General features: G+C 42.0%; 15 protein-coding genes. 1 reads left to right on the forward strand and 14 read right to left on the reverse strand.

Annotated elements, in window-relative coordinates:
- Positions 1-54: 54 nt before the first annotated feature.
- The 13 genes from PGR74_RS02850 to PGR74_RS02910 form a co-directional block, all read right to left on the reverse strand.
- Complete coding sequence (locus tag PGR74_RS02850; protein WP_041503463.1) at positions 55-1,464, reverse strand: TolC family protein; 1,410 nt, start codon at positions 1,462-1,464, stop codon at positions 55-57.
- Between the two features lie 34 nt (positions 1,465-1,498).
- On the reverse strand, positions 1,499-4,618 hold the full coding sequence (locus PGR74_RS02855) for an efflux RND transporter permease subunit (RefSeq protein ID WP_041503109.1): 3,120 nt from the start codon (positions 4,616-4,618) through the stop codon (positions 1,499-1,501).
- Positions 4,615-5,682, reverse strand: coding sequence for an efflux RND transporter periplasmic adaptor subunit (locus PGR74_RS02860; protein WP_041505309.1), 1,068 nt, complete (start codon positions 5,680-5,682; stop codon positions 4,615-4,617). Before PGR74_RS02860 ends, PGR74_RS02855 begins: the two co-directional genes overlap by 4 nt.
- A gap of 73 nt (positions 5,683-5,755) precedes the next feature.
- The gene (locus PGR74_RS02865) at positions 5,756-6,925 is read right to left on the reverse strand and encodes an ABC transporter permease (RefSeq protein ID WP_041505308.1); all 1,170 of its coding nucleotides are present in this window, start codon (positions 6,923-6,925) and stop codon (positions 5,756-5,758) included.
- A 28-nt stretch (positions 6,926-6,953) separates the two neighbouring features.
- Positions 6,954-8,126, reverse strand: coding sequence for an ABC transporter permease (locus tag PGR74_RS02870; protein WP_041505307.1), 1,173 nt, complete (start codon positions 8,124-8,126; stop codon positions 6,954-6,956).
- 51 nt (positions 8,127-8,177) lie between these two features.
- Positions 8,178-9,173 (reverse strand): HlyD family secretion protein, encoded by a 996-nt coding sequence (locus PGR74_RS02875; protein ID WP_041505338.1) that lies wholly within the window; start codon positions 9,171-9,173, stop codon positions 8,178-8,180.
- A 26-nt stretch (positions 9,174-9,199) separates the two neighbouring features.
- Complete coding sequence (locus PGR74_RS02880; protein WP_041505337.1) at positions 9,200-10,636, reverse strand: TolC family protein; 1,437 nt, start codon at positions 10,634-10,636, stop codon at positions 9,200-9,202.
- Positions 10,637-10,742: 106 nt separating this feature from the next.
- A complete protein-coding gene (locus PGR74_RS02885) occupies positions 10,743-11,345 on the reverse strand; it encodes a TetR/AcrR family transcriptional regulator (RefSeq protein WP_041505306.1) in 603 nt (200 codons plus the stop codon).
- Entirely contained in the window at positions 11,342-11,941 is a 600-nt protein-coding gene (locus PGR74_RS02890; RefSeq protein WP_041505305.1) for a TetR/AcrR family transcriptional regulator, read from the reverse strand. Before PGR74_RS02890 ends, PGR74_RS02885 begins: the two co-directional genes overlap by 4 nt.
- A gap of 165 nt (positions 11,942-12,106) precedes the next feature.
- A complete protein-coding gene (locus PGR74_RS02895) occupies positions 12,107-12,496 on the reverse strand; it encodes a hypothetical protein (protein ID WP_041505304.1) in 390 nt (129 codons plus the stop codon).
- 11 nt (positions 12,497-12,507) lie between these two features.
- Complete coding sequence (locus PGR74_RS02900; protein WP_041505303.1) at positions 12,508-12,891, reverse strand: hypothetical protein; 384 nt, start codon at positions 12,889-12,891, stop codon at positions 12,508-12,510.
- A gap of 11 nt (positions 12,892-12,902) precedes the next feature.
- A complete protein-coding gene (locus PGR74_RS02905) occupies positions 12,903-13,472 on the reverse strand; it encodes a DUF6973 domain-containing protein (protein WP_052649414.1) in 570 nt (189 codons plus the stop codon).
- 463 nt (positions 13,473-13,935) lie between these two features.
- Positions 13,936-15,156: a dicarboxylate/amino acid:cation symporter gene (locus tag PGR74_RS02910; RefSeq protein ID WP_041505302.1), complete on the reverse strand. Its 1,221-nt coding sequence runs from the start codon at positions 15,154-15,156 to the stop codon at positions 13,936-13,938.
- Positions 15,157-15,438: 282 nt separating this feature from the next.
- On the opposite strand from PGR74_RS02910, the gene PGR74_RS02915 reads away from it, so the two are divergent.
- Positions 15,439-16,362, forward strand: a complete 924-nt coding sequence (locus tag PGR74_RS02915) for a DMT family transporter (RefSeq protein ID WP_041503118.1) — start codon at positions 15,439-15,441, stop codon at positions 16,360-16,362.
- Between the two features lie 82 nt (positions 16,363-16,444).
- Here the strand turns inward: PGR74_RS02915 and PGR74_RS02920 are convergent, their stop codons facing one another.
- Positions 16,445-16,759, reverse strand: a complete 315-nt coding sequence (locus PGR74_RS02920) for a chaperone modulator CbpM (RefSeq protein WP_041503119.1) — start codon at positions 16,757-16,759, stop codon at positions 16,445-16,447.

The raw sequence follows: 16,759 nt of genomic DNA on the forward strand, positions 1-16,759 counted from the left end.
AACAAAAAACGAAAACAGGTATATTATTTCAATCGATCGTATCTGAACGAATCTTTACAATTGCCCTGTCGCTTTCAAATAACGGGTTTCACTTAAACGTAATTCAGCCTTGGCATCAATCCAGTCACTCCATGCTTTTTGCCACTGAGCCTGTGCTTCCATATAGTCGGTCAATGTTTCCATCCCGACTTCGTATTGATTTTTACTAACAGTCAAATTTTCCTCCGCCTGAGATAACGATTGACGGGTCAATGTTACCCGGGTTACCGCATCTTCCACGTTAAAACGAGCCCGGGCAATCTCTAACTGCATCATTTGTGCCATGTCTTCCTGTCTCAAACGGCTCATCTCTTTTTCCGCCTTCACTGAACGAACCTTATTTCTGCCTTCTCCCCAATTGTAAATCGGAATTTTTAAGGAAGCCATTGCCGTAAAAGAAGATATACCAGAACCCTGTCCGTTCACGGTTATTCCATCGGAATACCCGTAAGAAGCCGAAACTCCCAGTTGAGGTAAAAAATCGGAACGGGCCAGTTCCACCTCTTTTACTTTTAACTCGACCTCCTTTTCTAACAAATTATATTCGGGCCGTCCCGTGATTCCCGCCTTCACCTCGAATAACCCCGGAGTAATCCCTTCTTGAAGAGTGTCACTAATCTGTACTTCCGAATAAAAATCGATCCCGACAATCCGACATAAATTCATACGGGCCAAAGACTTACCATTCATAGCCTTTTGCAACATAAGCTCTGCCTCATTCAGCTTTACCTGTGCTTTCAATAAATCATTACGGGAACTCATTCCGATTTCATAAGCATTTACCAGGTTAAGTACCAACTCTTTCACAACCGACTTATATTTCTCGGCAGAAGTTACCAATTCACACACTTTCAAATATTGCCAATACGCCTCGTCGGCCTCTAAAATTACCTCCTTTCGATTGTATTCCTGATTCAGATCCGCCATCTCTTTCCCTATCTTTGCCATCCTGAAAGCAGAACGCACCTTTCCACCCATAAAAAGAGGCTGCTCCAACAAAATCCCCGCCGTATAAATACCCCTCAAGCCCAAAGCCAAATTGATATCAGGCATAAAAGCATATTCATTAAAAAGAAACATACCGTCTTTTCCCATCACCGGCAAATGCGTTGTCGGATCAAGATATAAATTGGGAACTAAATTCCCTTGTCCGTCCTGAATATACGTGGGCAAATAACCGCCGTTAATCTTAAACTTCCACCTCTTTTGCATATAAGCATACATGCCAGTGGCCGAAAACTTCGGAAAGAAATTAGCCCTGTAACTTTTCACGTCATAAGCGGACTTCTCAACTTGTTGAGCCGCAATAGCTATTTTCTTGCTGTTCTCCAAGGCCATTTCCCGACATTTTTTTAAATCCAATGATACCTGAGCCTGTACCCGTATAAAACCCACCAACAATATAACTACAAATAAAAAGCGCATTTTTCCTTGATTTAAATTTATCATTCGCTAAACGTTATTCCTCTTTTTTATCTTCAAAGAAGATTGCATATAAAACCGGAATAAATACCAACGTGATCACTGTTCCGACTAATAATCCTCCCATAATCGTTACCGCCATAGAGCCGAACATATCGTCCCCTAAAAGCGGAATCATTCCTAATATAGTCGTTAAAGAGGCCATCATTACCGGACGGAAACGGGAAGAAGAGGAATCTAACAACGCTTGTAATTGACTCTTTCCCGAGGCTATCTGCAAACCGATCTCATCTAACAATACCACTCCATTCTTAATCATCATCCCGATCAATCCGAGAGCTCCGACGATAGCCACGAACCCGAACTCTTTACCGCTTAATAACATTCCCGCCACAATACCGATCGTCGCCAAAGGTAAACACAAGAAAATGATTATCGGTTTTCTAAAATCTTTAAACAACATAATCAATATGGCAACCATCAAGATAATAGCCAACGGAATATTGGCGAAAAGATACTTCATCGATTCCCCGCTCGCTTTATGCTCCCCTAACCATTGCATCGTATAGCCTTCCGGTAGAGCAATCGTATCTATTCTCTCGGCCAAAAGAACCCTTGCACTTTCGGCAGTATAGCCCAAAGCGTTATTACATTGCGCCCGCATCGCCCGTTGCCCGTTATAGCGCCGTACGACCGGATCTTCCCACTTCATACTCACACCACGGGTAACCTGATTCAAAGGGGTCGAACCTATGGTTCGAGCCAACAACTCCTCTCCCGAGGTCGTTCCCATCAATAATCCTTTCAAAGATTCCTCGTTTAAAGCAGAAGCAGAAGGCATCACGCTCCACACGGGAATATTATCCAACGCTTCGACCTTTTCTCCCCGGCTATTCCGGCTCTTCATGTATAAAGGCAGAGAACGGGTTCCCTCGTAGTAAGCCCCTACCGGCAGTCCATCCGTTGCCGACAACATAGACAATCCCACGTCGGAACGGGAAAGTCCCGCGGAGCGGGCTATCGGTTGATAATAGTTCACCATCAACACGGGAACCATCGGGTCCCAATCCCTCGTGACAAGCATAACTGCCGGTTCATCGCGCATAACACGTTCGGCTTTAGCCGTCAACTCTTTTAAAACGGCAGGATCGGGACCGGAAAACATCAATTCGATCGGAAATTTTTTGTACATGAGATTATAACGCTTCATCCTCACGTAAGCATCCGGATAATGAGCCTCCAGATAATCCTGGATTTCCGATAATGAACTTTTTAATGCATCGGGGCTGGTATAATCCACAATTAATTCCCCATAACTCATGGAAGGTTCTGCTATGGAACGTACCAAATTATAGCGGGCAGGAGTTCCTCCCAAACTCGTTGTCACGTGGGTAATATCCGGACGATTCAATAAATAACGCTCGATTTCGGCCAAATCGGATTTTACTCGTTCTATCCTGGTTCCTTCAGGCATTTTAAATTCTACATATAACTGGGAATAACTCAGATCAGGGAAAAAACCCTGGGGGATATAACGGTAACAATAAGCCGTGATCGCCAATAAAACAACAACGACAGCAACAGCTAACTTCTTATGCCATAAAATATAAGTTAAAAAAGTTCGAAACAAACGGTAAATCTTACTATCAAAAAGTTTTTCACCACCCTCCTTCGGTTGTATTTTCAACGATCTATCCGCGTGGATAGGAATTTGAGTCAAGGCTAATATCCAACTCAGCAACAAAGAAACGGCCAACACGATAAATAGATCCCGAACATATTCGCCCGTCGTATCCGGAGAAATAAAAATCGGGAAGAATGCCAATATGGCTATCAAGGTGGCCCCCAATAAAGGCATAGCGGTCTTCTTCGTAATATTTGTCAAAGCCGCCGGACGTTTTATTCCCCGTTCCAGGTCGACCAAAATCCCGTCCACAATAACGATGGCATTATCTACCAACATTCCCATGGCTACAATTAACGATCCCAATGAAACTCGCTGCAATGTTCCGTCAAAAAGATAGAGCACCACAAAAGAACCCAACACAATAATCACCAAACCGGTTCCTATGATAACACCGCTCCGGAAGCCCATCGTCAACATCAGAATCAATATGACAATAACAACGGATTCCACTAAATTCACCATAAATACGCCGATAGCCTCACTTACCCGTTCCGGTTGAAAAAAGACCTTATGGAAATCAATACCTACCGGAATCCGGGAAGTTTTGAGATCTGTCAGTTTTTTATCGACAATACGCCCCAATGAAACAATATTTCCCCCTTTTTCCATAGAAACGGCTAATCCAAAAGCACGTTTTCCATCATAGCGCATCTCGTTACGAGAAGGATCCTCGTATCCCTTGGTCACGGTAGCAATATCCCGTAATCGCAATTGATCTCCCTCGTGCCCCTGAATAATTAAATCTTGAATATCTTCAATAGAGTGATAGCTATCATTCACGGCCACCCGGATACGTTGGTCACCGCTATTAAAATAACCGGGATAAACCGTCTTATTCTGATTATTCAACGTAGCCAAAACCTCCATGGGATGTACACCCAGGTTCACCATTTGATCCTGAAGGATCTCGATATTGATACATGGTTTCCGATCTCCGTACAGTTCGACCCGACGTACCCCCGCAACATCCTGTAACTCCCGTTTCACCAGTTGGGCATAATCCATCAACTCCTCATCTGATACGCCGTCGGTCGTTATCGCGTAAAACATACCATACACGTCCCCAAAATCATCCATGACAACGGAAGGACGGGTCCCCGATGGTAAACTGGCCTGTGCATTTATCACCTTCCGCCGTAAAATATCCCATTTCTGTTCTAATTCATCTCCGCTGACCGTACTCTCCAACTCCACGGTTATCAAAGACATATCCGCTACCGATTTGGATTCGATAGTAGATATAGCTCCCATGGAACGAATCGATTTTTCCAATACATCGGTCACTTCCAACTCCACTTGATGAGCAGAAGCCCCGGGATAAACAGTAAGAATCATCGCCTGTTTTACCTTTATCTCCGGATCCTCCAATTTACTCATAGAGATAAAAGCAAAAACACCGCCAATCACGAGCACGGCAATAAAAAATTTCACCAACGCTCTATTATTCAAAGCGTATTCCGTCAAGTTCATAGCAATCCTCCCACGTTAGTCGATGACACTCCTTTCAAAAGTTCCACTTCCATACCTTCGTTCAACCCGTGGACTCCGGCTGAAATAACGATCTCTCCCACCTTCAACCCTTGTGCGACAATAACGGTCCCGTCTTTCAATATTTTACCAAGTTTTATCTCTCTCGTAGAAACGGTTCGAGTCGAAGGATTATACACCCAAACGGCAGCATCCCCCCTATTTTCAAAAACAGCGGATAACGGAATAATCGTTAACTCGCTAATTTGAGGATTATATTCGATGTTCACGTTTACACTCATCCCGGCAGCTATATCAAATCCTTTTTCCGGTCTCAGACGAAGACGCATCTTGTAGAGCTGGTTTAAATTAGCCTTTCGGGTAACTTCTATCAATTCCAAAGGGAATACCTTATCCGGAAAAACATCGATAGTACAAGAAAAAGATTTGAACAAAGCCTGACGAACATAGTCGCTCGAGGGGATATCGATCTCCACATCGAAATAAGCACTATTGATCATAGAAATTACCGGTATACCGGCATTTACCGTTTCATGAGGATTAAAAATCTTTTTTTGAATATACCCGTCGAACGGAGCCAGTAAACGGGTATCTTCCAACGCATTTCTATGAGCGTTGTATTTAGCTGTTATTTGTCTTAAACCGTATACGGCTTTTTCATAATCGTTCACGGGAACGCTTTTCCGATTATACAACTCAATCACTCGCTCGGCCTCTCCTTTTACCTGTCGGAATTCAGCCTCCGTGGCAGAAAACTGAATTTCATAATCCCGGGGATCTATTTCGGCAATTACAGTGCCTTTCTTTACGAAGGCTCCTACCTCCAACGGCATTCTCAAAATAGGACCGGCCACCCGAAAAGCCAGATTCACATCGGAAGCCGCCTTTATTTTTCCCGGATACACAATAGATAATTCCCCTTGATGGTCTTTTACCGTATCCGCTTTTACCACCATTTTTCCCTGAGTACGGCCCGTCTTTGACGTACGGCACGCCCCGAGCAATAACACCATACTCAATACCAGAAGAATAAACTTATTCGTCATACACGCTGTTTTTATATTCGTTTATTAACCACCACGCTAAAAAGTCGTTCTCTCTATCTTACGGCTATCCCACTCATCCCCAGATTTTTTCCACCTCTTTTTTATACAAAAAATAAGCCAATCCGAAATAAATAAATGTCAAAATCCACAAGCTGTAAAACTCACAAGAGACTTGGGATAGAGTTGCTCCCATATTATTGATAGAGATAAAACCGTTTATTCCATGTGTAGAAGGAAATACATTGCTTATCCAAAGCCAATATTCCGGAATCGCCGTTTTAGGCCAGGAGATTCCGGAAATAAACATCAAAGGAACAGAGGTGAAAACAAATAAAAGATAAGGCATTTCCCGCTCCTTGGACAAAAAAGAGAGTATCATGGCAAAAAAGATACACGAGAGTAAAAAAGGCAAGAGAAACCACATCAGTTCCAACTTCGCCCCGATTTGAGTCATCCCGAATATACGGGGGACGATGAATAAAATCCAATAACCCATCACAAAATAGATCGGGAGATAAATCATGCCCTTTCCCAACACGACCCGCAAAGGGTAACGGTAATGCATATTCCGGGGGATCATTCGCTTTTTAATATTACGATCCCTCTCTGTTCCCGCAATAGTTCCCATTCCCAATAATAAAGACTGTTGTATTACTAAAATCAGAACAGCCGGGATTAGGAAAGAGGTAAATCCGCTCTGAGGATTATACATCTTCACCTCACGTACTTTAACAGGAGAAGCTGTTAGTTGTTGTTGGATTTTCGAGGCATATTCCATCCCGTCTACTTGTATCTTTTTCCCCATAGCCAAAGAGACGTCCGTAGCTGCCGTCAATAAAGTCTTATAATTCAACAAGGCACTCATATCACAAAAAAGCGAAACATGAGCCTGTTCTCCCCTGGCTATCCATCTGCTAAAATCAGAAGGAACCTCCAATATACCATAGATCTTTTTCCGGTACATTAACTTCTTCGCCTCCTCCATATTACTGCAATAAGCTACCACATCCACCCCTGGCGTGGCATTCCAATTCCGGATAAACTCCCGACTCTCCGACGATTTATCCTGATCCACTACGGCAACCGGGATCTCCCGAGCCACTTCGTTGCTATAAATATAAGCATAAGTTATCGGGTAAGCCAGGGTCAGAGCCACGAAAAAAGTTAACACGGCATGATCCCGGAAGATCATGTAAAATTCCCGTCTCAGCACATAATATATATCTTTCCAGAAATCAATCATCCATTTCACAAATTAATCATTCTACCGATCACGGCATATATTTAAATTTCAACAAATCCAATTTCAATTTTTTCAGGACCACCAACGGTAACAACATAAATACCAACAAGGCGGAATAAGACTGCCAGGAATAAATCATATCCAAGCCATTAAGAGCCTGATCGATATAAATCAAAAGATAATGCCTCATTTGAAAAAGATTACTCATCGCTTGAACTAAAAAAGGCATGGAACGGACAGGATAAGTAAAACCGCAAATGGAGAAAGCAAGCACTCCCCACAAAGCACAAGCACTCAAAGCAATTCGATTACGCCGAACCAGTCCCGTTAAAAACAAGGCCACTCCCTGAGATGCAAGCACCATCATTACCATTCCTAAAAACATCGGGAAAAAACCGCCGTTCAATGGGAAACGAGCGTAAACATAAAGTAGTGACAAATAAAACATCCCCATACAGATAAAGACAACAGCTTGAGGGATAAGCTTACCCATCAACGACAACACGATCGAGTTACGCCCCATTTCCAACCATTTCCGGGAAGTTCCCCGCTTTACCTCTTCCCCGATACTGTATGCAGTCATGAACATCACGAACATGCAAAGAAAAGCCGGTAAAAGAAAATTAGCCAAATATACGGAGTAACTCAGCCACGGATTATTCAACGGATGAGAGTCCAAAGCGACAGGCATCAACCGGGCAGACAACAAAGGACCTCCCTCTCCTTTTGCCAATAATAATGTTTGCTGAACTGCACCGTTGGCCAAAGAGGTTTGGGTTCTCATATCTTTATATACCAAAGAGGCCGGAAGAAAGTAGGTATCATTCGTGTAAAAAGAGATAACCGGCTCTTTTCCCGTGGAAATATCCCGCCGGAAATCTGCAGGAATATGGAAAATACCGTACACTTCGCTCTTTTGCATGGCCTCCCTTGCCTCCTTAAAAGAGGTAGTCTGCATCGCCACTTCCGATTGTGCAAAAGAATTCAGCGTGCGGACCAATTGACGGGACATAGCCGTATTGTCTTCATCGACAACGGCTATCGGTAAATTCGTCGGCAAGCCGTCTTTCAGTAAATCCATAAAAAAAAGGAAACAGAACATCGGGGCGACCACCATCACAAACCAATACAGCCAACGCCCCGAGAGAATCCTAAACTCTCTCTTCATCAAAACCCACAAAGCCCGTATATCCTTTTGCATCTCTATTTAAGATTTAAGATTTTCCGACTAAGAACTCCGTTTTCCGGTAGCTTAACCCTTCACTTTTTTCAACACGCTCATCCCCGGACGCAAACCCTCTACCGGTTCTGTCGGAACAGCCTTTACTTCAAAAGTTTTAGCATCATACTGTCCGGTCGTCTTGGTCGCTCTCCAGGCCGCATAACTTCCCATGTCTTTCATCCGGGTCACTTTTAAAGTAATCTCCTTATTATCCAGAGCCGGAACGTAGGCTTTGAAAGTAACCCCCACCTGTAAATCTTTCAGTAAATCTTCCCGGACATTAAAAACGACCCACGTATCGGATAAATCCAATACATCCATGACCGGAGAACCCGTTCCGACCAACTCTCCCACGTGAGGATAGCGTTCGGATATCTCACCGTCTATCGGAGAAATTAAAAATGTCTCGTTCACGTACGAACTAACCTCGGCCACGGCTCCCTTAGCCCGGTTCACCTGAGCCTCCGCTGCCAATTTATCCTCTTTTTCAGCCCCGTTTATAGCCATTTCATATTGGGCTTGGGCGGCTTGCTCCGTAGCTGACATCGCTTTATAATTCGCTTCGGCCTCATCTCTTTTCTGAGCTGACATAACCCCGTTCTCGAACAATTTCTGCACGCGTTCATAAGATTTTTTGGCAACATCCGAGGCTGCCTGAGCCTTTTTCCAGGTTTGATACGCCATAGTGATTTTTTCTTCCCGAGCCCCTTTCTGAGCTTTATCACTCAACGCTTGCGCCGCCTCTTCCGCCGCACGGGCCTGAGAATATTTTGCTATCACCTCCGGACTATCCAGAATAGCGACAGTATCGCCTTTCCGAACCCGATCCCCTTCGTCCACTAAGAAAAGGGCAATTCTTCCGGGTACTTTCCCGGAAATCCTGACCTCATTCGCCTCCGCTTCTCCCTGTATGATCTCCGGAAGCGGTTTTCTAAAAATAAAACCGAAAACTCCTACCAAAAGGACGATCAAAACAATTCCGGCAAAAATTTTTACCTTACCGTTTTCCTTTTTTTCATTTTTCATCACCATATCGTAATTATAGTTATACCTTATTTATCAATCTCCAACAAGGTTCCGTATGCTTTTTGCAGATAAACTTCGCTCAATTTCGCCTCTATCCGCGTATCGATTAGCTCGGCGTTGGCCGACAACCAAGCCGTCTGTGCCTCCAATACATTTAAAACCGGAATGGTCCCTTCTTGAAATCCCAAATGGGCAAATCGAAGATTCTCTTCCGCTTTTTCCATGTTTTTACGTGCCATCTCCAATTTTTTAGCTACCTCCTTGACCTTAAACTCGGATTGATTTACTTGCAACTCTATTTTTTCTTTCGCCTCTTGTAGCTTATAATTCATAATGTTAGTCTGGGCCTTCGCGTGCCTCAGGCTTTTCCGGGAAGCTCCCCAATGAAAAATCGGAGCTTTTATCCCGATCCCGACGCTCCACATTCCATCGAACTTAGCACTTATCCCATCATAAAAAGAGGGAGTACTTGCAAACCAATTAGCCATCAAAGCGATCGTCGGTAAATACTCCGATAACGCTATTTTTTCCTTTTTTTTATACATATCGGTTGCCAAGGTCAAACTGGCCACCTCGGGACGACGGTTAAAAACCTGCCGGATATCCACACCCGAGACCTCCTTTAACTTCATATCCATATGCTCCTCCCTTAAAGGGATCACCGTATCGATCGGTAACCCGCAAATCTGGTTCAACACCATACGCGACAAACTTAACCCGTCTTCCACCTTCGTTAACATCATCTCTCCCTGATTCAGTTTTACCTTTACGGAAAGGACATCCGCCTTTGTTGCCACTCCGGTCTCCTCCATCAACAATACATCGTGCTCAAATTTTTTCAAGGTCTCCACGTATTTTTCCGCCATCTGTTTCCGGTTCACCAAAGAGACGATCTGCCAATACGCCTCATCCGTGGCAACGATAATATTCTGTAACTCCTGAGACCGATTACTTTCCGCCAATTTCTCGGACAATCCCGCCAACTGATTATAAGCCCGGATCTTTCCCCCCATATACAACGGCTGTGTCAAACCGATCTGCAATACGGCTAAATTACGTTCGTCTACCGTCATGGCACTCTTTGGCAATAAAGCATAATCTTTCGGAACATACTGACCGTTCACTACGACCGGTTTTCCATCCGGCCCCGACATCAATTGATCCGGCCGAAAAGTAAACTTTCCATTCTCTATCGTACCTACAGGCAAATGAGCGTCTTCAGCTAAAAGATTGATCTCTTTTTGATTCCGCATATACGTACCCATCGCATCGATTCCGGGTAAATATTTCGTGAAAGCCTCTTTTTTCTGCTCCCGGCTTGCACGAATCTCTTCATCGGCTATCTTCAGGTTTTTATTATTCTCTATCGCCAAACGACGGAAATCTTCTAAGCTCATTTCCCGCTGGGCGCATAAATTCATAAATAGGAAGATACAAACAATACTAAAAATAACCCTTCTCATATCTTTAAACATTAGTTATGCAAACATTAACAAAAACCGATTTCAATATTCAACGTAATCTCGTCTCTTTTTATTATACTTTTCGGTATGTGGTTTACCAAAAAAATTACCCTGCTTTTACCAAGGAATACAATTGTTCGTATTGCGATCGAACAGCCGATAACGCATAAGAAATATCCTGATGCATGATCAGATAATTGATCACCCCGACCCCTATATTCAGCAAATTCTTTGCCAAAATAGACGTATCCACGTCATCTCTCACTTCTCCCTCCCTCTTCGCCTGCAATATCAATTGTTCCAATTTAGATAACCAGGAAACTTTCGTATTCAACACGACTTCCCGAAACTCGGGATAAATGGAAATCACTTCTACCAATAACGAAAGGCATAAAATTTCCGGAATATCGCTATCAAAACTTTTGGCGCTATAATTATCGATCTCCAGCAAATGGCGTATCGTCACATCTATAAACTCACGTAACGAGTGTATTTGCTTAAACTCCTCCATCCTCTTCCGGTTCAACAAACGATAGTATTCGCGGATGCCCTCTTTCAATACCTCTTCCTTATTGGTAAAATGGTAGTAAAACGTACCCTTCGTCATCCCCACGGCTCGTTCCAAATCCGATAAGGTCACGGCTTTATAGCCCCGCTTCAAAAAAAGCAAGAAAGCCGTTTCAATGATCGTTTCCCTGGTACTATTCATTTTTTTATCAACAGATAATATTGTTCAAACTGCATCCGCATATCCGAAAAAACAAATTTCATATCCGCCTCTTCGAACTTCAAATTCAGCATACTGATCGACACGGACATTAAATTCTTCGCCAATACGGAAGTATCTAACGTTTCACGGATTTCACCTTTTTCCTTTGCCTTCAAAATAATATACTCCCAACAGGCTAATCGATTTTTGGAAATACCGTATATCCGCTCTCTAAATTCGGGAAACAGCGAAGACACTTCCAATACCAATTGAAAAAATAAAACCTCTATCACGTAGGTATTGAATAATTTTTTCGAAAGATCGGCACTCTCTTCCTTATATTGTAATACCAACCCGAAAAATTCCCGCAATGAAGAAATCTGAACCAATTCCTTATCCCCGATTTCACGCATAACGGTAAAATATTTCTCAATTCCTGCCTTCAGTATCTCTTTTTTATCCTTAAAGTAGTAATAAAAAGCCCCTTTGGTCAAACCGGTAGCCTGTTCCAAATCTTTTAGAGAACACGCTTTATACCCCCTCGTCAGGAATTGCACAAACGATTTGCTGATAATCTCCTCCCGTAATTCGGCCATTTTATACTTTTTGGTATGCTAAATAGTTCTGCAAATATATAAAAAAATGGAATCCAACGGTTATAAACGATAAAAACTAAAAAATCAACCTCATCCGCCCGACCACAAAAAAATCGTTTCGCCCAAATGACGAAACGATCTTCTTCTCTAACATTAAAACACCTATTATGAAAACGAATCAAAATACGCTCTCAACTCTTTTATTTTACCCTTTTTGGATTGTATTGTCACCGTTACCTCTTTCGAATACCAATCATAAATAAAAGAGGTCCCCGTGTAACGATTTACCTTCCGTTGAGGAATATCTATTTTCCGCTCTTGCTCTCCATCACCGAGAATCAGTTCGAGATCTCCATCCACCTCTCCTTTCAATTTGACAGAAATACTGGACATAGGCTCCTTTTTTAAAAAAAATTGTTGATGCCAGATAGTCTGATTCTCTATAAAAAATTCTTTTTCATACGTTTTAAAAAAACGAATACCACTATCCATATAGAGCATAAATAAGACAAAACTGACAAATAGTGAAATTAAAATAACGCACTTCTTTTTCATACTTACTAATATTAATCAAAAAATACCTTTAACTTTTTGATTTTACCTTTCTTTGACTTTATTGTTACAGTCATGTCTTCCGAATACCAATCATACGAAAACGAAGTCCCTCTATAACGATTGACTTCCTGCTGAGAAATATCTACTTTCCACTCATTTTCTCCATCACTATAAATAAATTCAAGATCACCCTCTACATCTCCTTTCAATTTTACTAAAGCACGCCCCAACGAAAGCGACTTTTTAAAAGAAAGCTGTTGATGCCAGACCTCCTGATTTTCGATTACGAACTCCTTCTCGTAAGAACTAAATAATTCTATACCACTATAATTATAGATGATCAATAAAATGACACAAACAAACAATACAATAAAAAAAATACTTTTCTTTTTCATCTTACTTATTTTTATTGATTCGTTGGAATAAGTTCTCCATTTTTCTCATATAATAAATCGCCATTATTTAAGGCATCCATTGCTTTATCACTGGCAGATCTTTTATCCAGACCCGAATATTTTTTAAATATATCATATCCGACTTTATTATTATGCAAATCCATTCTCTTTTCCAAAGCACTTTGATCCGAACGCTCTTCATGTGCATTTCCAAAACGTCTTGCCAATACGACACCACAACTAATGGAGTTTAAAATATTAAAATAACAATGTCGAAAAGCATCACTTTTATCATGCCTTCCATTTTTTCCAAATATAGCTTTTGTTTCTTTTTCCGCTATTCCAGCATTTTTCCTTATCTCCAATGCTTGTAAAGGAAATCTCATAATTAAAATTACTTCATCTTGCGTTAATTTTTTATATTCATCATAAGGGTCTAACTGAAATGTCTCCAAATCTATCCCTAATTCCGCCAACTCCGCTTCCGTATGTTCATATTCACCTGAAGTACTGCCCGAACTACCACTTCCTCCCGAAACCCCATACCAAAACAGATGTTGTCCAATACCAAACGAATACACTTAAGATCAAGGACCTTTTCTAATTCTTCCTTTTGATTTAGTTCATCAGGTTTTTTAACAAGATTTAATCCGGCTTTGTTATCACCATCATAATAAATACTTTCAACTTTATTAGTCTCTCCCAACTCGTGAACACATCCATATCATAAAATAGAGAGAATAAAAAAATAAATCACTCTTTTCATGATACTTGCTTTTAATTAACAATATATCATCTAAACCAATTGCAATATTGCAACTTATTTTATCTATTGCAAATATTTTAAAACATATATCAACAATAAACACTACTCTATTACGCCACAAGGCGCATATTTAATTGTTTAATAGAAAATTATCTGCAAAAAGAATCGAGAATCAAATCGAATCACAAATCCAGAATCATCCTATATTACACGAAATACATAACAAAACATGCCGCTTAATAATTAGGCGGCATGTTTATCTATATCTGAAAAATAACCTACTCTACCGAAACGATCTTTTCCAGCTCTTCCCGGGTTCCCGGATGAGTTTTCAACTCGTATTTGCTGATCCGATTCATGATTACGGCAATCGCACCGTCTCCGGTCACGTTACAAGCCGTTCCGAAACTATCCATCGCTATATACAAGGCGATCATCAATCCCTGGGCCGTCTCGTCGAATCCCAACATGGATTGCAACAACCCCAAGGCCGCCATAATCGCACCGCCGGGGACTCCCGGAGCCGCCACCATAGCAATACCCAACATCAAGATAAATCCGGCAAATTGCCCGAAGGAGATATCCATTCCCGACATCAGCATGATAGCCATCGCACAGGCAACAATTTTCATCGTACTGCCGGAAAGATGAATGGTCGCACAAAGCGGTATGACAAAGCTGGCAACTTCTCGATTGACCCCGTTCTTAATCGTCTGCTCCAACGTAACCGGAATAGTGGCTGCAGAAGATTGTGTCCCCAAGGCTGTCATATAGGCCGGAAGCATATTTTTGAAAAGCCGGAAAGGATTCGATTTGGAAACAAAACCGGCGATAAAGAATTGCATGAACAATAGAATGATCGTCATTATAAAAATTACGACAATAATTTTCACGAACACACCCATTACCCCGGAAACCTGACCGGAACCGGTAATATTTAAAAAAATACCGAAAATATAAAGAGGCAATAAAGGAATAATAACCCCCGTGATTACCCTATTGATGATATCTTTAAAATCTTCCATGGCCCCTTTCAGCGTGACCCCGTTAATAACAGACATTCCCAAACCCAAAGTAAAAGCCAGAAGCAAGGAGGTCATCACATCCATTAACGGCGGCATTGCCACGGTAAAGTAGGGAGTCAAAGTCTCCCCTTTTGCCGTTTCCAATGGATGCAATTGCTCCGCAGTATCGAGCAACCACGGGTAAGTCAAATCACAGGTAAAATAAGTAAAGAAGCCCGAAAAAATAGTAAACCCATAGGCTAAAAGAGCCGTAAACATTAACAGACGTCCCGCTCCTTTACCGACATCTGCAATACCGGGAGCCACTAATCCCAAAATCAATAAAGGAATAATAAAGCCCAAGAAGTTTCCGAATAATCCGTTTATCGTCAAAAAGATCCGAACCGACCAATCCGGAAAAAAGAAGCCACAAACTACCCCGAGTATTATAGCTATTGCCACCTTCGGTAACAAACCCAATCTCTTTTTTTTCATATTTTTTTATCATTTATTTTCCACGAATCAGCTACACCCTCATCCTTGTTTACTCCCAAAAATTCTACCACCCCAAATACGTTACCGCCAATTCGCATCACATTAATTTTTAACTCGCCCAAATTAATACCTCTTCACCTATTACGCAACCTCCTTGTTCATAAAAAGAAATAAGAAAAAATAAAGCCCTGCTTGTTAGGCCTTTTTCCTCCTATTTTTTTACCATTCATAAACAATCTGTTTAAAAAAGAGTACTTTCGCAATAAATTAAGAACATAATCCATGACAAAAGATAAATGGCACGGGCATATCGCCATCTTCTCCGCAAACATTCTTTTCGGACTGAACATTCCGATCGCCAAAACACTGATGCCGGAATGGATTAGCCCCATGGGACTTACCTTCGCGCGTATGGCATTCGGAGCCATCGCTTTCTGGTTCGCCTCCATCTTCTTTATAAACGAAAAAGTTACAAAAAAAGATTTATTAATCCTGTTTTTTTGTGCCGTACTCGGGACGACGGTCAACCAACTCTTTTTTATTATCGGATTAGGTATGACCTCCCCTATCGACGCCGGACTTATCGTCACGATGAATCCCGTGGTAGTCATGATCATTTCGGCCCTTATACTAAAAGAACCCATCACCTCTAAAAAAGCGGGAGGAGTATTTATCGGGGCCTGTGGGGCCTTATTGATTATCTGGCAATCGGCATCCGCATCCGCAGGACAAGGCAGTTCGCTTCTCGGTAACCTCTATTGCTTTCTGAGCGTTGTCAGCTACGCCACCTATCTGGTGATCTCCCGCCCCATCGCCCAACGCTACACTCCTGTCACCCTGATGAAATGGATGTTTCTCTTTTCTACTCTACTCACGATTCCATTTAGTATCACGGACATGCAGGAAGCCAAAATCTTTACTTACGAAACGAACTGGAACGCCATTCTAAGCCTATTTTATGTCGTATTCGGAGCTACCTTCCTCGCTTATTTCCTCATTCCGGTCGCATTGAAACGAATCCGGCCGACCACGATCAGCATGTATAATTACGCCCAACCCTTAATCGCTTCCGTCGTGGCAATCCTGATCGGACAAGACAACCTGTCCTGGGACAAGCCGATTGCGGCTATCTTGGTCTTTACGGGTGTTTATTTCGTTACCCAAAGCAAGTCTCGTGCAGACATCGAACAGGAAGAAAAACAATAAACCGTCATATCCCTTCTTTCCATAAAAAATACCGCATCCCATTTATCGGCACACGGTATACGGCATTTTATTGCACTCAAAATCAATCTTCCGAATACTCCACTTCCCCGGAACGAAGTACCCGAAGTTCTTGTTTTAACCGATCCATCTCGTTCTGCATGTCTTTCATTCGTTCCAGCAGATGACGAATGGCATCTATTCCTTCGATATTAATAGATAAATCATAATACATCCGGGTATATCTTTCCAACTCTTGCAATTGAGAAAGCAACAAATAGTGTTCACCTCCAATGATCCGGACATCAATAAGCCCTCCGTCTTCCAGCAACACGATGAACGAGGGATCTATATGGCATTTCTGACAGTATTCACTAACAATTATCAAATCTGTTTCCAT

Origin of the sequence: Sanguibacteroides sp. AM78-02pH3A, from assembly GCF_027666085.1 — a bacterium.
In the GTDB taxonomy this organism is placed as follows: Bacteria; Bacteroidota; Bacteroidia; order Bacteroidales; family Marinifilaceae; genus Gabonibacter; species Gabonibacter massiliensis.